15 protein-coding genes are annotated in these 21,096 nt (G+C 61.3%); 14 read left to right on the top strand and 1 reads right to left on the bottom strand.

Going from position 1 to position 21,096, the window contains the following annotated elements; genetic code table 11:
- The first annotated feature begins 27 nt into the window (after positions 1–27).
- The 9 genes from murD to DAAHT2_RS07540 all read left to right on the top strand — a co-directional run bounded on the left by murD (position 28) and on the right by DAAHT2_RS07540 (position 11,768).
- The gene (murD, locus tag DAAHT2_RS07580) at positions 28–1,476 is read left to right on the top strand and encodes a UDP-N-acetylmuramoyl-L-alanine--D-glutamate ligase (protein ID WP_218914989.1); all 1,449 of its coding nucleotides are present in this window, start codon (positions 28–30) and stop codon (positions 1,474–1,476) included.
- Positions 1,473–2,588 (top strand): undecaprenyldiphospho-muramoylpentapeptide beta-N-acetylglucosaminyltransferase, encoded by a 1,116-nt coding sequence (gene murG / locus DAAHT2_RS07575; protein ID WP_013163703.1) that lies wholly within the window; start codon positions 1,473–1,475, stop codon positions 2,586–2,588. Before murD ends, murG begins: the two co-directional genes overlap by 4 nt.
- Positions 2,578–4,050: a UDP-N-acetylmuramate--L-alanine ligase gene (murC, locus tag DAAHT2_RS07570; protein WP_013163702.1), complete on the top strand. Its 1,473-nt coding sequence runs from the start codon at positions 2,578–2,580 to the stop codon at positions 4,048–4,050. The genes murG and murC overlap by 11 nt, the downstream gene beginning before the upstream one ends.
- A 1-nt stretch (position 4,051) precedes the next feature.
- On the top strand, positions 4,052–5,032 hold the full coding sequence (murB, locus tag DAAHT2_RS07565; protein ID WP_013163701.1) for a UDP-N-acetylmuramate dehydrogenase: 981 nt from the start codon (positions 4,052–4,054) through the stop codon (positions 5,030–5,032).
- A 62-nt stretch (positions 5,033–5,094) separates the two neighbouring features.
- On the top strand, positions 5,095–5,853 hold the full coding sequence (locus DAAHT2_RS07560; RefSeq protein ID WP_218914988.1) for a cell division protein FtsQ/DivIB: 759 nt from the start codon (positions 5,095–5,097) through the stop codon (positions 5,851–5,853).
- 197 nt (positions 5,854–6,050) lie between these two features.
- On the top strand, positions 6,051–7,283 hold the full coding sequence (gene ftsA, locus DAAHT2_RS07555) for a cell division protein FtsA (RefSeq protein WP_013163699.1): 1,233 nt from the start codon (positions 6,051–6,053) through the stop codon (positions 7,281–7,283).
- Between the two features lie 86 nt (positions 7,284–7,369).
- Positions 7,370–8,536 (top strand): cell division protein FtsZ, encoded by a 1,167-nt coding sequence (gene ftsZ, locus DAAHT2_RS07550; protein WP_013163698.1) that lies wholly within the window; start codon positions 7,370–7,372, stop codon positions 8,534–8,536.
- Positions 8,537–8,539: 3 nt separating this feature from the next.
- Positions 8,540–10,324, top strand: a complete 1,785-nt coding sequence (locus tag DAAHT2_RS15080; protein WP_013163697.1) for a radical SAM protein — start codon at positions 8,540–8,542, stop codon at positions 10,322–10,324.
- On the top strand, positions 10,317–11,768 hold the full coding sequence (locus DAAHT2_RS07540) for a two-component system sensor histidine kinase NtrB (protein ID WP_157861440.1): 1,452 nt from the start codon (positions 10,317–10,319) through the stop codon (positions 11,766–11,768). The genes DAAHT2_RS15080 and DAAHT2_RS07540 overlap by 8 nt, the downstream gene beginning before the upstream one ends.
- A gap of 21 nt (positions 11,769–11,789) precedes the next feature.
- On the opposite strand, the gene DAAHT2_RS07535 is transcribed toward DAAHT2_RS07540, so the two are convergent.
- Complete coding sequence (locus tag DAAHT2_RS07535; RefSeq protein WP_013163695.1) at positions 11,790–12,740, bottom strand: YkgJ family cysteine cluster protein; 951 nt, start codon at positions 12,738–12,740, stop codon at positions 11,790–11,792.
- A 515-nt stretch (positions 12,741–13,255) separates the two neighbouring features.
- On the opposite strand from DAAHT2_RS07535, the gene aprB reads away from it, so the two are divergent.
- The 5 genes from aprB (at position 13,256) to qmoC (ending at position 20,953) form a co-directional block, all read left to right on the top strand.
- Entirely contained in the window at positions 13,256–13,684 is a 429-nt protein-coding gene (gene aprB / locus DAAHT2_RS07530; protein WP_013163694.1) for an adenylyl-sulfate reductase subunit beta, read from the top strand.
- A gap of 74 nt (positions 13,685–13,758) precedes the next feature.
- Positions 13,759–15,774 carry an adenylyl-sulfate reductase subunit alpha gene (gene aprA / locus DAAHT2_RS07525; protein ID WP_013163693.1) on the top strand — a complete coding sequence of 672 codons (2,016 nt, stop codon included), beginning with the start codon at positions 13,759–13,761 and terminating at the stop codon, positions 15,772–15,774.
- A gap of 305 nt (positions 15,775–16,079) precedes the next feature.
- Positions 16,080–17,339, top strand: coding sequence for a CoB--CoM heterodisulfide reductase iron-sulfur subunit A family protein (locus DAAHT2_RS07520; RefSeq protein ID WP_013163692.1), 1,260 nt, complete (start codon positions 16,080–16,082; stop codon positions 17,337–17,339).
- A gap of 6 nt (positions 17,340–17,345) precedes the next feature.
- Positions 17,346–19,604 carry an FAD-dependent oxidoreductase gene (locus DAAHT2_RS07515; protein WP_013163691.1) on the top strand — a complete coding sequence of 753 codons (2,259 nt, stop codon included), beginning with the start codon at positions 17,346–17,348 and terminating at the stop codon, positions 19,602–19,604.
- Positions 19,605–19,759: 155 nt separating this feature from the next.
- A complete protein-coding gene (gene qmoC, locus DAAHT2_RS07510; protein ID WP_013163690.1) occupies positions 19,760–20,953 on the top strand; it encodes a quinone-interacting membrane-bound oxidoreductase complex subunit QmoC in 1,194 nt (397 codons plus the stop codon).
- Positions 20,954–21,096: the final 143 nt, after the last annotated feature.

Below are 21,096 nucleotides of genomic sequence, written 5' to 3'. Positions count from 1 at the left end.
GGCGATGATATGACTTTTGCAGGTAGTTTGACCGGAAAACATGTGCTGGTGGTGGGCTTGGGTAAATCCGGCTGTGCGGCGGCGCGTTTTCTGGTTAAGCAGGGGGTCAGGATTTCGGTATCGGAAGGGGGGCGGGCAGTGGCGCCGGCCAGCCGGATGGTGCAGTGGCTGCAGGAACGGGGTGTTTATTGCGAACTGGGCGGTCATTCCCCGCAGCTTTTTGCCGGGGTCGATGTTATTCTGCTGAGTCCCGGCATCCCCCTGGATATTCCCGCCCTTGATGCCGCCCGGGCCGCCGGGGTGCCGATTATCGGCGAACTGGCGCTGGCGCCGGAGTATCTGCGCACCCCGGTAATCGCCGTGACCGGTACCAACGGCAAGAGCACGGTTACCACCCTGGTCGGGGAGTTGTTGCGGGCCGCGGGGCGTAATGTGTTTGTGGGGGGTAACCTGGGTACCCCGTTGTGCGAATACCTGGCCGGACCCCAGGAGGCGGATTGGGCGGTGCTGGAGGTCAGCAGCTTCCAGCTGGACAGTGCCGGGAAGTTTAGCCCCGATATCGCGGTATTGCTCAATATTTCGCCGGATCATCTCGACCGTTACCCCGATTATGCCGCCTATGCCGCTTCCAAATGGCGGATAGTGGCCAACCAGGGTAGGGAGCAGTGGGCGGTGATCAACCGCGACGATCCGGAAATTCTCCGCCTGCTGGCGGCCGGGCCGCCGGCCTCCAGGGTTTTCGGTTTCGGCGGCCGGGGAATGGCCGGGCCGCTGGCCGCCAACCAGAGCCGTGAGGCGGCGCCGGGGCCGCCGGTGGATGGTCTCCGGCTTTGCTTGACCCAAGAGGATGAGCACTGCGAGGAATATCCCTTGCCGGCTAATGAGCTGGCGGTGGAACCCAACCGCCAGAATGCACTGGCGGCGGTGCTGGCGGCCCGCCTGGCCGGTTGTCCGCCGGCGGCGGTGGGGCCGGCCCTGGCCGCCTTTCAGGCCCTGCCCCACCGGCTGGCCCTGGTGGCAACGGTGGCCGGGGTGCGCTACTATGACGACTCCAAGGCCACCAACATCGGGGCGGTAATCTCGGCTCTGCAGGGTCTGCCCGGCCCGGTGGTGCTCATTGCCGGGGGGCTGGACAAAGGCGGTGATTACCGGCTGCTGTTGCCGGCGATTAAAGAAAAGGTACGGGCCGTGGTGTTGATCGGGTCGGCTCGGGAGAAAATGCGGGCCGCTCTGGCCCCGGCGGTGCCGGTCACCGAGGCGGCTGATCTGCCGTCGGCGGTGCGCATCGCCACTCAACTGGCGGCGGCCGGCGAGGCGGTGCTGCTTTCCCCGGCCTGCGCCAGTTTCGACATGTTTGCCGGTTATGCTCAGCGGGGCGAAGTCTTTCGCCGGGCCGTCCGGGAACTGGCGGAGGATAATGCCCTCGGCGGCGGGGCGGTGGGCCACTGCCCGGCGATGGAGGCGATGTTTGCATGAGGGCTTTCAGGCTGGTAATCACCGGCGGCGGTACCGGCGGCCATCTGTTCCCCGGGATTGCCGTGGCCGATGAATTGCTGGCCCGTTACCCCGGCAGCGAAGTGCTCTTTATCGGTACAGGCCGCGATATTGAGCGCCGAGCCCTTACCGGCAAGCCTTACCGCCAGGCCACCCTGACCGGCAGCGGCTTGAAAGGAATTTCCTGGCCGGGCCGGCTCGCCTCCCTGGCCCGTATCCCGGTGGGGTTCTGGCAGGCGCTGGGGCTGCTGCGGGAGTTTAAGCCCCACCTGGTGCTGGGGGTCGGTGGCTATGTTACCGGCCCGGTGCTGCTGGCGGCCAGGATGTTACGGGTGCCGGCCTGCATCCATGAGCAGAATTCGGTGCCGGGGTTGACCAATCGGCTGCTGGGCCGTTTTGTACACCGGGTATTCCTTGCCCTGCCGGATCAGCGGGGACATTTTCCGGCGGCCAGGGCCAGCCTGGTGGGCAATCCCCTGCGGCGAGAACTGCTGGCGGCGGCGGAGAGCGCCGGGGATGCCGGCGGCGGCAGGGAAGATCAGCGGCCGCGCTTGCTGGTGCTGGGCGGCAGCTTGGGGGCCCACCGGGTCAACTTGCTGATGGTTGAGGCGGCCACTCTGCTGGCCGCCCAGGGCATACACCCGGCTATCCGCCACCAGACCGGGCGGCAGGATCGGGCCATGGTCGCCGAACGCTACCGGCAGGCCGGGATTGAAGCGCAGGTGGAGGATTTTGTTGATGATATGGCGGCGGCTTACCTTGCTGCCGACCTGGTGGTGTCCCGGGCCGGGGCCACCACGCTGGCGGAACTGGCCTTGTTCGGCAAGGCGTCGCTGCTGATTCCATACCCTTATGCCGCCGATGACCACCAACGCCTCAACGCCGAGATCATGGTGGGGCAGGGGGCGGCCCGGCTGCGGCTGGAAAAGGATCTGAGCCCCCGGGAGTTGGCCGGGCAGATCAGGGAACTGCTGGCCGATTCTACGTTGCGGGAAGAAATGGCGCGCCAGGCCAGGGCGTTGGCCCGGCCGCAGGCGGCTGCTGAAATCATAGCCCAGGGCCTGGCTCTGGGGGGAGTAAAAAGTGTATCGTAAAAATCAGCATATTCATTTTGTCGGCATCGGCGGTATCGGTATGAGCGGTATTGCCGAATTGTTGCTCAACCTGGGCTATCGGGTCAGCGGCTCCGATCTGCGGGAGAGCCGGATCACCCGGCGACTGCGGGAACTCGGCGGCCGGATCGGGATCGGCCACGATGGCCGCTGGGTGGTGGGAGCCGACGTGGTGGTGATCTCTTCGGCGGTCAAGCCGGATAACCCTGAGGTAACGGCCGCCCACGAGGCGCTGATCCCGGTAATTCCGCGGGCCGAGATGCTGGCCGAGCTGATGCGGCTGAAGATCAACGGGATAGCGGTGGCCGGCAGTCACGGCAAGACCTCCACCACCTCCATGGCCGGGACCCTGCTGGCCGAGGCCGGTTTGGACCCCACGGTGGTCATCGGCGGCCAGGTCAACAGCTTCGGCTCCAACGCCAAGCTGGGCGAGGGCGATTTCCTGGTGGCCGAGGCCGACGAGTCCGACGGCTCTTTTCTCAAGCTCTCCCCGGTGCTGGAGATTGTTACCAACATCGATCTGGAGCATGTGGATCACTACCATGACCTGGAAGCGGTCAAGGCGGCCTTTCTGGAATTCATTAACCGGATTCCCTTTTACGGGGCCGCCATCCTTTGCCTTGATGACCCCAACGTGGCCGCCCTGTTGCCCCTGGTGCGCAAACGCACCATCACTTATGGCCTGAGCAGCCAGGCCGATGTCCAGGCCCGGGAAATCACCAGCCGCGGTTTTGTCTCCCGTTTTGAAGTCTGGCAAAGGGGGCGCGAGCAGGCGACCAATAACGGGAAAAATTGTGCCCAAGATAACGGGATGGCACAAGATGCGGTTTCCCGTGAACCTTTGCGCAAGCTGGGCTCGGTGGCCCTGGCGGTTCCGGGGCGGCACAATATTTACAACGCCCTGGCGGTGATCGCCCTGGGGCTGGAGCTGGAAATTCCTTTCCCGGTCATCGCCCGGGCATTGAGCACTTACAGCGGGGTGCAGCGTCGCCTGGAAGTTAAAGGCGAGGTGGACGGCATTACCGTGGTCGACGATTATGGTCATCATCCCACCGAGATCCGGGCCACCCTGGCGGCCATGCGGCAAGCCTGGCCCAAGCGTCGTCTGGTGGTGCTGTTTCAGCCCCACCGCTACAGCCGTACGGCCGGGTTGCTGCCGGACTTCTGCACCGCCTTCCACGATGCCGACCTGCTGCTGCTGGACGATATCTATGCCGCCGGCGAGGAACCGGTGGCGGCGCTGGCCGGCGATGCCCTGGCCCGCGCCATCCGGCGCCACGGCCAGAAAGAGGTGGAGTACGTGTCCGGCCTGATCGACAACCCGGAAGCGGTGCTGCCGGTGCTGAAGCGCGGGGACGTGGTGCTGACCTTGGGGGCTGGTAATATCTGGCGGCTGGGAGAGAGCGTACTGGCCGCGTTAACGGAAAAGGATCAGGCGGCCTGAGGTGGCGCCGGCGGGGTGCGAGCTGGCCCGCAAGCTGGCCGGAGGCTGCCTGGAGGGGGCCGACCACTGCCCCCTGTTCTCTGAAAACTGGCCCGGTGCGTTGAGCCGGCGGGAGCCCCTGGCGCCCCTGACCACCTTCCGGGTGGGCGGGCCGGCGGCGATCATGGCCCGTCCGGCCGGCTTGCCGGAACTGGCGGCCCTGCTGGCTATTCTGCAGCGCCGGGGTTGCCCCTGGCGGGTGCTGGGGCGGGGCAGCAACCTGCTGGTGGCCGACCGTGGCTATGCCGGGGTGGTGATTGCGCTGGGGCGGCGCCTGGGTAAAGTCGAGCTGCTCCCCGCCGGGCCCCGTGAGCCTTTATCTCTGCTGCGGGTCGAGGCCGGCTGCAGCCTGGCCTCCCTGCTGAACTGGACGGCGGCGCAAGGCTTGGGCGGCCTGGAATTCCTGGTGGGGATTCCCGGCAGCGTCGGCGGCGCGGCCATGATGAACGCCGGGGCCTTTGGGCAGTGTCTGAGTGAAAGGGTGGTGGCCCTGGAGCTGGTTTCCGCTGCCGGCCTTAGCAGGGTGGAGCCCGGCGAGCGTTTATGCTTCAGCTACCGTCGCCTGCAGGGGGTTGCGCCGGAGGAGGTGGTCGGCGCGGTCATCCTGGCCCTGGCGTCGAGGGAGCCTGAAGATATAAAAAAAACGGCCCGGCATTATCTGGCCCGGCGCCGGGCCGGGCAACCCCGAGGGGTGGCCAGTGCCGGGTCGTTTTTCAAAAATCCACCCGGTGACTACGCCGGGCGCCTGATCGAAGCGGCAGGCTTGAAAGGGTTGCGGGTGGGCCAGGCCCAAGTTTCACCGCGGCACGCCAACTTTCTGGTCAACCTGGGCGGGGCACGGGCTGCCGAGGTGCTGGCGCTGGCGGAACAGGTACAAGCCGCAGTGCGTCGGCAAAGCGGGGTTGAACTGGAGCCGGAGGTCCATTTTTTGGGGTTTTCATGAAAGAGCGGAAGCCGGTTAGACAAAAAAAATGGCCCACACGCCCCGCCGGAGCCCGGTCGACGGTGAACTCGGGCTTTGCCGGTAAGCTGGCGGTTCTGGGTTTGGGCCTGGCGGCCATGCTGCTGGTGGCCTGGCTGGGCGGCCTGTTGATTTTGCAGCAACTGGGCCAGTCGGCCTTCTTTCAACTCACCGCCATCAAGATCGACGGCGGGGTGCGGACCACGAAAAAAGAGGTTCTGGCCTTGAGCGGCCTGGATGTCCATAGTAACCTGCTGGCGCTGTCGGTGGGCGGCTTGCGCCAACGCCTGGAGGCCCACGACTGGATCGAGTCGGCGGAGGTAAGGCGGCAGTGGCCCAGTCGACTGCAGATCACCATCAGGGAGCGGCGGCCGTTGGCCATCTTGAGCCTGCCCGATGGGCTCTATTATACCGATCACCAGGGGCTGCCATTTGCTCCGGCCGTGCCGCCGGAAGAGCTGGATTTCCCGGTGATCACCGGCCTGGGCCAGGTTGCACTCTGGCCGGAAGAACAGCGCCAGGCCTTGCGCCGGGCGTTGCGGTTGATTCGACTGGCGGCCCGGGGCGGGGTGATTTTGCCGGCCCAGGGGATCTCCGAGATTAACCTGGGCCAGGATGGGGCCATGACCCTGTTTCTGGTTAGTCGGCCCTTTCCCGTCTACCTGGGCCGGGAGCCGGAAGTGGCGCTGAGTTATAACCGCCTGGTGCGGGTGCTGGACTGGTTATACAAAGAAAGGGAGTTTGCCCGGACCGCCGCCATTCGCATGGATTATCTGCCGGGCAGGGTGCTGGTGGAAAAGTAACCGTTCACCAGGGGTACTAACCTACTGGTATAACGGGCCGTAAGCGTTTAGCAGTGCCGCAGTTTCGGGCAATCAGCCAGGTGCAGCGTACACTTGTACGTAAGCCTGGCTGATCGCCCGAAGATGCGGTGCTGCTGAACGCTTACATGGAAAAAATATAAGCGTGCCCCAGGGGAACGATTACGAGGAACAACGGTATGAGTCGTGAGGAACGGGGAGAGCTGCTGGTCGGCCTTGATATCGGTACCACCAAAATTTGCGCGGTGGTGGCAGAGGCGATCGGCCGGCAGATCAAGATAATCGGCATGGGCCGGGCGCCCTCGGTGGGCTTGCGCCGCGGGGTGGTGGTCAATATTGAGTCCACGGTGGACTCCATCCGCAAGGCGGTGGAAGAGGCCGAGCAGATGGCCGATTGTGAAATCGGTTCGGTTTACGTCGGCATTGCCGGCAGCCATATCAAGGGCTTTAATTCCCATGGCTTGATCCCCATCCGTTCCGGGGAAATTCGCCAGGATGACATCGATCGGGTGGTGGATGCGGCCCGGGCGGTGCCGGTGCCGCCGGACCAGGAGATCATCCATGTGCTGCCCCAGGAGTTCATTGTCGACGGCCAGCCCGACATTCAGGATCCCATCGGCATGACCGGGGTGCGGCTGGAGGCCGACGTGCACATCGTCACCGGCCTGGTCACCGCGGTACACAACATCGTCAAGTGCTGCAACCGGGCCGGGCTCAACGTGGCCGACGTGGTGCTGGAGCCGCTGGCTTCGGCGGAGGCGGTGCTGACCCGGGAAGAGATGGAGCTGGGGGTGGGGCTGCTGGATATCGGCGGCGGCACCTCGGATCTGGCGGTTTTTGCCGGTGGTACCATCAAGCACACCTTTGTCCTGGGGCTGGGCGGCCATAACCTGACCAACGACCTGTCGGTGGGCTTGCGGACACCGCTCAAAGAGGCGGAACGGCTCAAGGAGGAATATGGCTGCGCCCTGGCTTCACTGATCGACAAGGATCAGATCATCGAGGTGCCCAGTGTGGGCGGCCGCAAATCCCGGCGGCTGTCGCGCCGGGTGATGGGCGAGATCCTGGAGCCGCGGGTGGAGGAGATGCTGACCCTGGTCAACCAGGAACTGGTCGACTCCCGTTACAAGGAATTGGTTAATGCCGGCCTGGTCCTGACCGGCGGCACGGCGCTGCTGGAACATATCGAGGAGTTGGCCGAGCAGATCTTTGACTTGCCGGTGCGGACCGGCTATCCGGCCAATGTCGAGGGGCTGGAAGAGATTATTGATTCTCCCCAGTGGGCCACGGCGGTGGGGCTTCTGGTTTACGGTTCCCGGCATGATCCGGCCACCGGCTTCGGAGCCCGTTCCGGGCGGATGTTTTCCCGCCTGGGCAGCAGGATGAGAGATTGGTTCAATAAGTGGATTTAAAGATAGCCCGGGGTGCCAGCCGCGGCCCGGGCAACAGGCGATAATGGTAACGATGACAGTAACAACCAGCATCAAGGGGGCAGGTTATGTCTTTTAAACTGGCGGAGACGGAATCCCGGGCCAAGATCAAGGTGGTCGGGATCGGCGGCGGCGGCGGCAACGCGGTCAACACCATGGTCGAAAGCGGTCTGGTGGGCGTGGAGTTCATTGTCGGCAATACCGACATGCAGGCTCTGGAACAGTCCAAGGCCGATATCCGGTTGCAGCTTGGCCCCAATCTGGCAAAAGGCCTGGGGGCCGGCGCCAGGCCCGATGTGGGCCAGGAGGCGGCGGAAGAGTCCATCGACGATATTCGTAAGCTGCTGGAAGATACCGACATGGTATTTGTCACCGCCGGCCTGGGTGGTGGCACCGGCACCGGCGGCGCCCCGGTGGTGGCCAAGGTGGCCAAGGAGCTGGGAGCGCTGACCGTCGGGGTGGTTACCAAACCCTTCGCCTTCGAAGGTAAAAAGCGGATGAAAAACGCCGATGCCGGCTGGAAGGAGCTCAAGGCACATGTGGATACCATTATCACCATCCCCAACGACCGCCTGATCTCCATGGCCCAGAAGGGCACCCGTTTCATCGACGGCATGAAGATGGCCGATGATGTGCTGGTGCAGGCGGTTAAGGGGATCACCGACCTGATCAATCTGCCCGGTTACATCAACCCGGACTTCGCCGATGTCCGTACGGTGATGAACGAAATGGGACCGGCCCTGATGGGCGCCGGGCACGGCGTCGGGGAAAACCGGGCCAGTGAGGCGGTGAACATGGCCATTGCCAGCCCGCTGCTGCAGGATATCAGTATTGATGGCGCCAAAGGGGTGCTGGTCAACATCTCCGCCCGCCAGGACACTCTGACCATGGCCGAAGTTACCCAGGCCACCACCAAGATCTATGATGAGGTGCACGAGGATGCTAATATTATCCTCGGGGTGATTTTCGACGACAACCTGGGTGATGAATTGCGGGTAACGGTGATCGCCACCGGTATCCGGGCGGTGGAGGATTTTGAGGATGTGTCCGACAATATCCGGCCGCTGCCGGGGGCCTGCAAGCGTGAGGCCAGGGTCCAGAGCCTGCCCATGACCGGCGGCCCTGGCGGCGGTGGTCGGGAGGCGGTGGCCAAGGGGGGGCGCAAGGCCTTCCCTTCGCTGATGGCCGATGAAGACTTTGATCGGCCTACCTTCCTGCGCAAGAACGAGAGCTAGTTAATGGGTTCCGGCCACCGTCGCCGGCCCGGTGCCCGCTCGCGTCGCCGGCAGGAGTCGTCGCCCCCCGACCTCCTGCAGGGTGAACGTGGAACTTGGCGCCGCAAATGGGGCCACCGGTTGACGGTGGCCCTGATCTTTCCCAACACCTACCCGGTGGCCACCTCCAATCTCGGCCTGCAACTGGTTTACGATCTGCTCAATGAACACCCCGGGGTTCTGGCCGAGCGTTTTGTCCTGCCCCCCGCCGGGGAGCCGCCCCGTTCGCTGGAATCGGGTCGCCCTTTAACGGATTTTTCTCTGCTCTGCTATTCCCTCTCCTTTGAAGGTGACAGCCTGAATTTGCTGCGGCTGCTGGCCACGGGAGGGGTTGAGCTGGCCGCCGAGCGCCGGGGAGAGGGTGATCCCCTGGTGATTGGCGGCGGGGTGGCGACCTGGATGAGCCCCGAACCACTGGCCCCGGCCACCGACCTTTTCTTGATTGGCGAGGCGGAAGTTTTGCTGCCGCCGGTGCTGCAACGGCTGGTGCGCCACCACCGGGAGCAGGGCTCTGCCACCGGCTTCGCCGGCAGTTTGCGGCGCAACGGGTTGCTCCGGGAGCTGGCCGTTTCCTGCCCCGGTTGCTACGTGCCGCGCTTTTACACTCCCCATTACCGGGCCGACGGCTGTTTGGCGCAAATGGTTCCGGAGCCGGGGCTGCCGCCGCGGATCAAGCCGGTCCTGCAGATGGCGCCGGAGGTCGCCGGCTATTCGCGACTGCTCAGCCCCCGGGCCGAATTCAGCGATCTTTTTTTAGTGGAACTGGGGCGGGGCTGCAGTCGCAGTTGCCGTTTCTGTGCCGCCGGTTTTGTTTACCGGCCGCCACGGCAATGGTCGCCGGCGGCCATTGAAGCCGCCCTGGCCCGGCGGCCGCCGGAGATAACCCGGGTCGGGCTGCTGGGCATGGAGATGGCAGAGCCTGCCACCCTGGCAGCCATCAGCCAGGCCATTCAAGCCGCCGGTTGCCGGCTTTCCTTTTCCTCGCTGCGGGCCGATGCCCTAACCCCGGAGCTGTTGCGTTTGCTCAAGCAAAGCGGGGTGAAAACGGCGGTACTGGCGCCCGATGGCGCCTCGGAGCGTTTACGACGGGTGATCAACAAGAACCTGGCCGAAGAAGATATCCTGCAGGCCGCCGAGGCCCTGGCCGCCATTGATGTGCGGACCATCAAGCTCTATTGCATGATCGGCCTGCCCAGTGAAGAGGATGCCGACCTGCTGGAGCTGGTGGCCATGGTCAGCCGGTTGCGTCGGCGCCTGTTGGCCCAGGGGAGGCGCCGGGGCTGGCTCACCGAAATCCAGCTCAGTGTCAGCTCCCTGGTGCCCAAGCCCTGGACCCCGTTCCAGTATGCCCCTTTTGCCGGGGTGCCCAAGTTGCGCCGAAGGCTGCAGCTTCTAAAGCGGGAGTTGCGAAGCCAGGCCAATGTCAAGCTCAGCGCCGAATCACCGGAACATGCCTACTGGCAAGCCATTGTCGCCCGGGGTGACCGGCGTTTGGGGCAGGCGCTGCTGGCCCTGGCGGCAGCCGGGGTCGATAATCGGCCCAGTCGTGCCCTGGCAGCGCAGGGGATTGATCCCGACTGGTATGCCGGGCGAGCCCGCACCGCCGACGAGCGGTTTCCCTGGGAAATTATTGCGCCGGGGATCAAGCCGGAGTACCTTTTCAAGGAGTATCAGCGCGGACTTAAGGGGGCGGTCACCGAGGCCTGCCGAGTGGAAAGCTGTCGACGTTGCGGGGTGTGTGGTGGTTGAAGTTAAGCCAAGTCGGACCGATGGCAGCGAACTGGCGGCGTTGAAGCCGTTTCGGCTGGTTAAATTTTTTTCCTTTACCAGCCTGGCGGTCTTTCTGGTCTTTGCCCTGGTGCTTTCCCTGCTGATTTCCGATTACGCCAAAAGAACCCTGCTGGAGCGCAGCGAGGCCTATGCCCTGGTGGTCACCGAAAACTTGAGCCACCAGGTGTTCCAGCAGTTTGTGGTGCCCACCGTGCTGCACTACGGTAAAATTGCCCTGCGCACCCCGGAGCAGCACCAGTTGCTGGATGCGGTGGTGCGCAACACCACCTACGGGATGCGGATTCAAGCCGTAACCATTTACGACTCCCGGGAAAATATTATTTCCTACAGTACCGACGGTGAGAAGATCGGGCAGCGGGATGCCGGCGGCCGAGAGTATCGGCAGGCCCTGAGCGGAGAGAGTTCCTCCCGGCTGGTCACCGAGGGCGGCCCCTGGGGGGTGCTGCCCTGGTTGACCCCTGCCACCTCGCAGTTGCACACCTTTATTCCTTTTATCCAGTACACCCCCATGGAAGACAAGCCCGACATCATCATGGGGGTGATCGAAGTGGTGCAGGATCTGTCGGAAGACATGGAGGCCATCGCCCGTTTTCAGGGTGCGGTGATTCTGATTTCCATGTTGATGATGACCGCCCTTTTCCTGGTTCTGCGGGTTATTGTGGGCCGGGCCGAGAGAATCATGGAGGCTCGGGCCGAAGAGCGCCGCCGTTTGGAGCAGCAACTGCACGACAGTGAAAAACTGGCCACCCTGGGGCGCATGGTGGCCTCGGTTTCCCATGAAATCAAAAATCCGCTGGGGATTATTCGTAGTACGGCGGCGATTTTAGGCAAGAGGGTAAAGCAAGAGGCCCCGGGCAATGAGCATCTGGCCGAGATCATTGTCAGCGAAACCGGGCGGTTGGACGGGATTGTGCGGGAGTTTCTCGATTTCGCCCGCCCCCAGACCCTGCACAGTTCACCGGAGTTCATCAATCAGGTGATCCGGCAGGCCTTCACGTTTCTCGCGCCTGAACTGCAGCGCCGGGGAATTGAGACGGTGCTGGAGCTTGATGAGGGGCTGCCGCCGTTGGCCATCGACCGGGAGCAGATCTACCGGGCCCTGCTCAATATCATGCTCAACGCCATCCAGGCCATGCCCGGAGGCGGCACCTTGACCCTGCGCAGCCGGCGTCGCCGGGGGGATCAACTGGTGGAAATCGCCGACACCGGGCCGGGAATCAAGGAGGAGGAGCGGGAGCGGATTTTCAGCCCCTTTCATACCGGCAGGCATCGGGGCACCGGGTTGGGGTTGGCCATCGTCAAAAACATCATCGATGCCCACCGGGGAAAAATCGAGGTGGCCGACGAGCCGGGAGGGGGGGCCTGCTTTCAACTTATTTTCAGCAAAACCGGGCGGCGTTAGAGGTCGGCCGCCCGGAGCGGTTTACTTTTTTTTGCTCTCCAGTTGCTTCTTCAGCTCTTCGTGGTCCTTGAGCAGTTCCCGGTAAGTTTCTTCGGCCCGCTTTTCCGCTCCGGCCCGATCCTTTTTTATCTGTTCCATCTTCTGTTTGAGCCGCTCTTCGCGCACCTTGAGGCTGGACTCGCGGATCCCGAAGATGGTGGCGGCCAGGAAGCGAAAGGAAAAGAGCATCAGCTCGACGTCGTCTTCCCGCAGCTTTTTCTGGGTCTCCTCGTCCAGTTCGTAGGAGGAGAGGAAAGAGTCGCTGAAAACCAGCTCCCTGAACTTATCCAGGTCGGTGCTGGCCAGAAAAAAGATCCGCTTGGCCTGCTCACTCAGGGTGGCCTGGTGGCCGAAGGACTTGCGGCGCATGACCAGTTCCATCCACTCTTTGTTCATGACGTCCGATTCATCAATGCCCTGGTCGGCCCGCCATTCCCTGATCGTCTGCACCTGCTCCTCTTCGTGGCCCTTGCAGTGCTCCTCCTTGACCAGAAAATAAAATTCCTCGGCCGGCGCACTCTCGTCTTTCTTCTCCGGTGACTCCCGGAAGTAAGACATCCCTACCGGATAGTAACGGCAGGTGGTGGGGCGGTGTTCATAAATGGTACAGCCCTGTTCGGTGACAAAGGGGCAGCGTCCCTCTTCGTCGAGGTTGATGCGCACCCCGGGCAGGTCGGTTTTTTCCAGGTAAACCGGGGTGGTGAAGCGCAGCAAAAACTCGGAGGCCGGCAGGTTCAAGGCCCGGCGAAGGCGGAGAATATCATAAGGGGTCAGCACGATATTGATGTTGCCGCAGCAGGCGGTAAAGCATGAGACCCCGGGGTGACAACGGAACTTCAGTTTGCTGTCCAGGTCCAGTTTATGGGGCATGATATTGCTGGGGTTGCGGCTGAAAAGAGTCGATTGCTCAGGGGCTGATTCCTGTTTGCTCATGGTGAATACATCCTCTTGTGCTGGTAGGGCCGGGGATGGCCGTATGTTCGCTTGCTGGTAATCAAAATGTAAACTTTATACACTACTAACCGGAGCGGTTTGTGTCAATTATTAAACCGGCTTTTATCCGGCTGCCCGGCGGGAGTTTTTTCCTTGACATTTGACAGGTGAAAAATTATAGAATCCTGAGTTAGAAAATATGAGCGCCCCTTCAGTTTTACGAAAAATTATGATTTTGTTCCGCCTCGGGCCAAGGTGAAAATCGCGTTAACTGGCCGCTTTTCAGACCACTGCTGGTGCCCCGCCTGGTGCTCCGGCAGCCGGCAAGTAAATGGCCTGGCCAAGGATTGCTGAGCACAGTGGCCGGTGTGCCGGTTGTGGGGTTTTCGACTTGTTGTCGGGGTGGTTGTTTTAGATGTAAAACGTAGTCAGGAAAAGGTGTCGTAGGTCCGGTTTCGCCGTTTGGGAGAGGCCGGATCGACAAAATTCAACTCAATTATTGAGGAGGTTAGTGAATGCCGAGCTATGTGGATCCTTCAAAGTGTGATGGTTGCAAGGGCGGTGATAAGACTGCCTGCATGTACATCTGTCCCAATGACCTGATGGTCTTGAACAAGGACGAGATGAAGGCTTACAACCAGGAGCCCGATGCATGCTGGGAGTGTTATTCTTGCGTGAAAATCTGTCCGCAGGGCGCCATCGCCGTCCGCGGCTATGACGACTTCGTGCCCATGGGCGGGGTGGTACACCCCATGCGGAGTTCCGACTCCATCATGTGGACCGTTAAGTTCCGTAACGGCAACATGAAGCGTTTCAAGTTCCCCATCCGGACCACCGCCGAAGGTGCAGCCAATGCCTACACCGACGTGAAGGGTGACAACCTGGATGACGAGAAGCTGGTTCTGGAGCAGGATCTGCCGGCACCGACCATGCTGGCCAAGTAAGGCGGCCAAGACTGAACAGGTAATCACTGGAACAAGAAGACCTAAAAAAATCCTAATAAGAAGGAGAATATATTATGGCATTGCCGAATAAGCCCATGGGCGAGCTGCCCGCAGTCGCCAATCCCGAAGTTGTTGAGCACGACGTCGATGTACTGATCATCGGCGGTGGTATGGCCGCTTGCGGTTGCGCTTTTGAAATCAAGAAGTGGGCCCCCGCCGATCTGAAGATCAAGCTGGTCGACAAGGCCGCCATGGAGCGTTCCGGCGCCGTGGCCCAGGGTCTGTCCGCCATCAACACCTATATCGGTGAGAACAAGATCGAAAACTACGTAAAGATGGTCCGCAACGACCTGATGGGCGTGGTTCGCGAAGACTTGATCTACGACCTGGGCCGCCACGTTGACGAGTCCGTTAAGCTCTTCGAAGAGTGGGGTCTGCCCATCTGGAAGAAAGACGACAAGGGCGACAACCTGGACGGCTCCAAGCCCGCTCCCACCCTGCGTGAAGGCGGCACCCCGGTACGTACCGGTAAGTGGCAGATCATGATCAACGGCGAGTCCTACAAGTGCATCGTCGCCGAGCCGGCCAAGACCGCGCTGGGCGAAGAGAACATCATGGAGCGCGTGTTCATCGTCAAGCTGATCCTGGACAAGAACAAGGAAAACCAGATCGCCGGTGCTGCCGGTTTCTCCACCCGTGAGAACAAGGTTCACGTTTTCCGTTGCAAGACCGCTCTCTGCGCCTGTGGCGGCGCGGTAAACATCTTCCGTCCCCGGTCCACCGGTGAAGGTAAGGGTCGGGCCTGGTACCCGGTATGGAACGCCGGCTCCACCTACACCATGTGCGCCCAGGTCGGCGCCACCCTGACCATGATGGAAAACCGCTTCACCCCGGCCCGCTTCAAAGACGGCTACGGCCCGGTAGGCGCCTGGTTCCTCCTGTTCAAGGCCAAGGTACAGAACGGTCTGGGCGAGTTCTACGCCAACTCCGACGCCGCTCAGGAAGAGCTCAACAAGTATATGCCTTACGGTGCTTCCGCCGTAACCCCCACCTGCCTGCGTAACCACCTGCTGCTCAACGAGCTCAAGGCTGGTCGCGGCCCCATCTACATGGCCACCGACGTTGCCCTGAACGCCTTCCTCGAAGAGCGTCGTGCCGCCGGCATGGACGAGAAAGATGTTAAGAAGTTCTGGAAGCACCTCGAGAGCGAGGCCTGGGAAGACTTCCTCGATATGTCCGTTGGTCAGGCTGGTCTCTGGGCCGGTATGAACATCGAGCCCGAGAAGGTTGGCAGCGAGATCATGCCCACCGAACCGTACATGCTGGGCAGCCACTCCGGTTGCTGTGGTATCTGGACCTCCGGTCCCAACGAAGACTGGGTACCCACCGTGGATGGTCCCCGTAGCCACCAGTACAAGTGGGGCTACAACCGGATGACCACCGTTGACGGTCTGTTCACCGCCGGTGACGGCGTTGGCGCCTCCGGTCACAAGTTCTCCTCCGGCTCCCACGCCGAAGGCCGGATTGTTGCCAAGCAGATGGTTAAGTTCTGCCGCGACAATGCCGACTTCAAGCCCGAGTTGCCCAAGAGCGCCCAGGAGTACGCCGACGAGATTTACGCCCCGGTTAAGCGTTACCTCGAGCATGTTGGCGCCACCACCGCGTCCAACGTTAACCCCAACTACTGCAAGCCCGCCGGCCTGATGATGCGCCTGATGAAGGCCACCGACGAGTACGGCGGCGGTGTTGCCACCTACTACATGACCTCCGGCAAGCTGCTCAACATCTGCCTGGATCTGCTGCGCATGCTGCGTGAAGATGCCGAGCTGATGGCCGCCGGTGACCTGCACGAGTTGATGCGGGCCTGGGAAAACTACCACCGGATCTGGTGTGTGGAAACCCACATCCGCCACATCGAGTTCCGTAAGGAATCCCGCTACCCCGGTTTCTACTATCGTTCCGACTTCCCCAATGTCGACGAAGAGAACTGGAAGGCCTTCGTTAACTCCACCTACGACCCCAAAGCCGGGGAGTGGAAGTGCGAGAAGGTCGAGTGCATCAACATCGTTGAAACCGAGCCGTGGATCTAATTCCACTTGCAGGTTGAACCGATGACGTTTGACTGCTAACGGGAAATCTCCAGGTGCCGCATTGCGCGGTGCCTGGAGATTTTTTCTGTGATTCAACGGAAATATTCTTGCCAGCAGGGCTTTCTTGGTTTATTTCCTAAGGTTTCGTCGCCCCTCGGGAGGGGATTTGTTTGCTTGAGGCGGCCGCTTGCTGCGGTCCATTATCTTGGCCTGATGCGATCAGGCTGGAGCGGTGGCTTGAGGCAAATAAATTTGAAGCCTGCTAAGTAGCATCTATCTATTTTCACAAAGAATGGAGGAGAGGCATGACAGATGAACGCAGCGCACCCTCAGGTGCTGTATTGGTCGTCGGTGGCGGGATCAGTGGCTTGACCGCTGCTCTCGAGGCCGCCGAAGTCGGTCAGGACGTTTTCCTGGTGGAAAAAAACCCCTACCTGGGCGGCCGGGTGGCCCAGCTCAACCAGTATTTCCCCAAGCTTTGCCCGCCGTCCTGCGGTTTGGAAATCAACTACCAGCGGATTAAAAATAACCGCAAGATCCGGGTCCACACCATGACCGAGGTCAAGAGCGTCAGCGGCGGGCCGGGCAACTACCAGGTTACCCTCAGCGTCAAGCCCCGCTACATCAACAGCAACTGCACCTGCTGCAACGCCTGCGTGGATGCCTGCCAGGATGAAGTGGACAACCCCTTCAACTTCGGCATGGACAAGGTTAAGGCCATTCGCAAACCGCATGAGCACGCCTTTCCGGCCCGCTACGTGCTGGATAAGGATGCCTGCAGCAGCGCCAGCCTGGACGCCATTGTGGCCGCCTGCAAGTACGACGCCGTTGAGCTGGACATGCAGGAGCGTGAGATCACCGTGGATGTGGCCAGCATCGTTTGGGCCACCGGCTGGAATCCTTACGATCCCGTCAACATGGAAAATCTCAAGTTCAACTCCAGCCCGGCCATCATCAGCAACATGATGATGGAGCGGCTGGCTTCGGTGGGCGGCCCCACCGGCGGCAAGATCCTGCGTCCCGGCGACAACGCCGAGCCCGCCAGTTTTGCCTTCGTCCAGTGTGCCGGCTCTCGCGACGAGAACCACCTGGAGTACTGCTCCTACATCTGCTGCATGGCCTCCATGAAGCAGATCAACTATATCCGCGCCCAATACCCCGAGGCGCCCATTACCGTTTTCTACATTGACCTGCGGACCCCGGGCAAATATGAAAAATTCCGGGAAAAACTGATGGCCGATGAGAACATCACCTGGATCAAGGGCAAGGTAGCCGATATCGTGGCCGAGGATGACGGTTCCGTTACGGTCATTGCCGAAGATGCGGTGAGCGGCAACAAGGCTCAGGCCAAGGTTGACCTGGCCGTGTTGGCCACCGGCATGCAGCCCGCCATCGGCGAGCAGGCCAAGGCGCTTGGCTTGACCACGGACGATAACAACTTCATCGTCTCCCAGGAAGAGGGCATGATTTCCGCCGGTTGCGCCAAGAAGGCGTCAGACGTGGTCACCTGCGCCCAGAGCGCCACGGCCGCAGCCATGAAAGCGATTCAAGCGTCGAGGAGGTAATTGACTATGGATAAGAAGTACGGTGTATATATCTGCACGGGCTGCGGCATCGGCGAGGCCCTGGACGTTGAGGGACTGAGCGGCATTGCCGAAGAAAACGGCATGCCCGTTAAAACCCACGAGGCGGTTTGCAGCGAAGCCGGTCGCCAGGTTATCAAGGACGACATGGCCAATGACGGAGTTAACACCCCGGTGATCTGCGCCTGTTCGCCGCGGGTCTGGAAAGATGAGTTCAACTTCGGTGATGAAACCATCACCGTTCGCGCCAACCTGCGGGAAGGCGTGGTCTGGTCCATGGAGAAACCCAGCGAGGAGCGCAACCAGGAGGTGATCAACGAGTTCACCAACGAACTGGCCCAGGACTACATGCGCATAGCCTGCACCCAGGCCAAGAAGATCGACCTGCCGGTGGCCCACCAGCAGGAAACCACCAACCGCCGGATCCTGGTGATGGGTGGTGGTATCGCCGGCCTCACTGCGGCTCGGGAAGCGGCCAAAGCCGGTCACGAGGTGCTGCTGGTGGAAAAGACTGACAAGCTGGGTGGCAAGGCCCTCGGCTGGCGGCGGCAGTTGCCCACCAAGGCCCCCTGGAGTGGGCTGGAAGATTCCAGCATCCAGGAGTTGATCAGCGCGGTGGAAACAGACTCCCGGATCACGGTCAAAACCGGTACTGAAGTAGCCCGAATCGCCGGAGCCCCCGGTGATTTCAAGATCACCCTTAAAACCGCCGGCACCCGCACCGAATGGGACGCCCCCTTCCGGGTCACCGTTGACATGCAGGACAAGATCGACAAGGGTGAAATGGAAGACCCCAACCAGGGCTTTAAGCCCTACACCGAGGCCAACCCCGATGCCGAGGTGGTGGGGGCGGTGGTACTGGCCACCGGCTGGGTACCCGCCGATGTCTCCGAGTTCGAGCACCTGGGGCACGGCAAGCTCAACAACGTGGTTACCAACGCCGAGTTTGAGAAACTGGCCAAGGAGGGCAAGGTGCCCGCCAATGTCGCCTTCATCCAGAGCCCCGGTGGCGAGGACAACGACAAGGATTTCCCCTATGCCAACTCGGTGACCAGCATGGTGGCGCTGAAGCAGGCCAGTTACGTCCGGGAGGACAACCCCGACGGCAAGGCCTACATTCTCTACCAGCATATGCGGACTCCGGGCAACATGGAGCTGTTCTACAAAGGGGCCCAGGACAACGACGGCATCTTCCTGACCAAGGCCACGGTTACCGGGGTCGAGGAAGAGGGCGGTTCCCTGGTGGTCAAGGCCAAGAATACCCTGCTGCAGGAAGACCTGGATCTACAGGTGGACATGGTGGTGCTCGGCGCCGGCATGAAGCCTACCACCGCCGATGCCTCCACCATCAATCTCTCCTATCGTCAGGGCCCGGGCTTTTTGGATCTGGAGCTGTTCGACGGCTATGCCGACTCCAACTTCATCTGCTTCCCGTACGAGACCCGGAGAACCGGTGTTTACACCTGTGGCGGTGTCCGCAAGGCCACCGACATGGTGGAAACCATCGACGACGCCTGCGGTGCAGCTCTTAAGGCAGTCCAATGTATCGAAAGCGCCGATCGCGGGGTGGCGGTGCATCCCCGCTCCGGTGACAACTCCTATCCGGAGTTTTACTTCCAGCGCTGTACCCAGTGCAAGCGCTGCACCGAGGAGTGCCCCTTTGGCGCCCTGGACGACGACGAGAAAGGTACGCCGCTGCCCAACCCCACCCGCTGCCGCCGTTGCGGCACCTGTATGGGGGCCTGCCCCGAGCGGATCATCAGCTTTAAGAACTACAGCATCGACATGATCGGCTCCATGGTTAAGTCCGTGGAAGTTCCGGATGATGATGAGGACAAGCTGCGGATCGTCGCCTTTGTTTGCGAAAACGACGCCTATCCCTGTATCGATATGGCGGCGATGCGCAACATCAGCCTCAACAGCCTGGTGCGGATCATCCCCGTGCGCTGTCTGGGGTCGGTGAACATGGTCTGGATCAAGGACGCCCTTTCCTCCGGGATGGACGGTGCCCTGCTGCTGGGCTGCAAGTTCGGCGACGACTACCAGTGCCACTTCGTCAAAGGCAGTGAGATCGCCGACAAGCGGATGGCCAACATCGGCGAGACCCTTGGTTCTCTTGGGCTCGAGCCGGAGCGCTGCGCCGTGCGCCAGGTGGCGATCACAGATTACGACAAGGTTTCCGATGTGATCAACGAGTTCATCGACGAAATCATGGAACTCGGCCCCAATCCCTTCAAGGGCTTCTAAAGGGCGGAGGGAAGGCCGGCGGTTTTGGTTTTTTTTACTTGAACCGCCGGCCAATATTTTTTATCTAGTTGCCAACGGAAAATCGCGTCGTGACGGTTGGGCGGCATCTGGCCGCCGCGGCACGAAATGGAAGGGAGATAACGGGAGGCATCAATATGTCTGAGGGAATGAAAGTCCAGCCTGATCTGGAGTTTATCAAGTATCTAAAAAACGCCGGCGGTGACACCCTGAAAAAGTGTTACCAGTGTGCCACCTGCTCGGTGGTATGCCCGCTGTCCGGCGATGACAAGCCGTTTCCCCGCAAGGAAATGATCTGGTCCCAGTGGGGCCTGAAAGAAAAACTGGTGGCCGACCCGGACGTCATGCTTTGCCACCAGTGCGGCGACTGCACCACCAATTGCCCGCGGGGCGCCAAGCCGGGCGACGTACTGGGGGCAATTCGGGCTTACGCCTACACCCACTACGGTTTTCCCCAGGGGTTGGCCAAGCTCTGCAGCGAGGGCAAAAATCTGCCCATCATGATCCTGATCCCCACCATTATCATCGGTTTGGTTTGGTGGCTTTCCGGCGGTATGAAGCTGCCGGAGGGAGAAATCAACTTCGGCTACTTCTTTGGCGACGGCTACTACGTCCTGCCCCAAACGACCCTGCTGATTCAGTTGATTTTCGTGCCCACGCTGCTGTTTGCCATTTACGCCTTTTATCGTGGCATCTCCAACATGTGGCAGGGGATGGCGGCGCAGCTACCGGCCTCTCAGCGCAATTTCCGCCCGTCGGTGATGCAGTTTATCAGCCAGTTCCTGCTGCCCTCGGTGAAGGAGATCCTGGCGCACAAGCGATTCAATGAATGCGGCACCAACCGCAACCGGGTTACCGGGCACATGCCGCTGGTTTTTGCCTTTATCGCCCTGCTGGCGGTAACCGCGTACGCCATGATCCGTAAGGATATCTTCGGCCTTTTCATTGATGGCCTGCATGTGCCTTTGACCTTTGCCGATCCCTTCAAAATTCTGGCCAATGTGGCCGGGGTGGCCCTGATCGTCGGGGTGGGGATTCTCTGGGTCAACCGTTCCAAAACCGAGCGGGAAAATAACAGCACCCCCACATTTTACGACTGGTACCCCATCGGTATCGTGATGGCCGTTGGCGTGACCGGTATGGCGGCCCAGATCTTCCGTCTGGGTGATGTGGCGGTGATGGCTTATCTCTTTTACTTCATGCACCTGGTGTCGGTGTTCATGCTGTTTCTTTACACCCCTTACACCAAGCTGGCCCATATGTTTTACCGGACCTTTGCCATGGCCTTTGAAAAGTATCGCCTCAGCGGTTTTGCCGGCAAGACTGAATAGTAAAACAATAGATAAAACCTTATCACGCCCGCAGGCGCCCCACAGGCGGCTGCGGGCCCTTTATTATCCGCCCGGCTTTTGCCGGTGATGACCTTGCCGCCCCTAGGGGGACATGAGGCGCCGGGGTAAAAAAAATGGTTGAT

The sequence above is a fragment of the Desulfurivibrio alkaliphilus AHT 2 genome, from assembly GCF_000092205.1.
Lineage (GTDB): Bacteria > Desulfobacterota > Desulfobulbia > Desulfobulbales > Desulfurivibrionaceae > Desulfurivibrio > Desulfurivibrio alkaliphilus.
This window is presented reverse-complemented; position numbering and strand designations above follow the sequence as displayed.

Excerpts from the sequence above, each read along its gene's own strand:
- DAAHT2_RS15080 (WP_013163697.1), top strand. The coding sequence starts at position 8,540 with ATGGGTTCCGGCCACCGTCGCCGGCCCGGTGCCCGCTCGCGTCGCCGG.
- DAAHT2_RS07515 (WP_013163691.1), top strand. The coding sequence starts at position 17,346 with ATGGATAAGAAGTACGGTGTATATATCTGCACGGGCTGCGGCATCGGC.
- DAAHT2_RS07535 (WP_013163695.1), bottom strand. The coding sequence starts at position 12,740 with ATGAGCAAACAGGAATCAGCCCCTGAGCAATCGACTCTTTTCAGCCGC.
- aprB (WP_013163694.1), top strand. The coding sequence starts at position 13,256 with ATGCCGAGCTATGTGGATCCTTCAAAGTGTGATGGTTGCAAGGGCGGT.
- ftsZ (WP_013163698.1), top strand. The coding sequence starts at position 7,370 with ATGTCTTTTAAACTGGCGGAGACGGAATCCCGGGCCAAGATCAAGGTG.
- qmoC (WP_013163690.1), top strand. The coding sequence starts at position 19,760 with ATGTCTGAGGGAATGAAAGTCCAGCCTGATCTGGAGTTTATCAAGTAT.
- aprA (WP_013163693.1), top strand. The coding sequence starts at position 13,759 with ATGGCATTGCCGAATAAGCCCATGGGCGAGCTGCCCGCAGTCGCCAAT.
- murG (WP_013163703.1), top strand. The coding sequence starts at position 1,473 with ATGAGGGCTTTCAGGCTGGTAATCACCGGCGGCGGTACCGGCGGCCAT.
- ftsA (WP_013163699.1), top strand. The coding sequence starts at position 6,051 with ATGAGTCGTGAGGAACGGGGAGAGCTGCTGGTCGGCCTTGATATCGGT.
- DAAHT2_RS07520 (WP_013163692.1), top strand. The coding sequence starts at position 16,080 with ATGACAGATGAACGCAGCGCACCCTCAGGTGCTGTATTGGTCGTCGGT.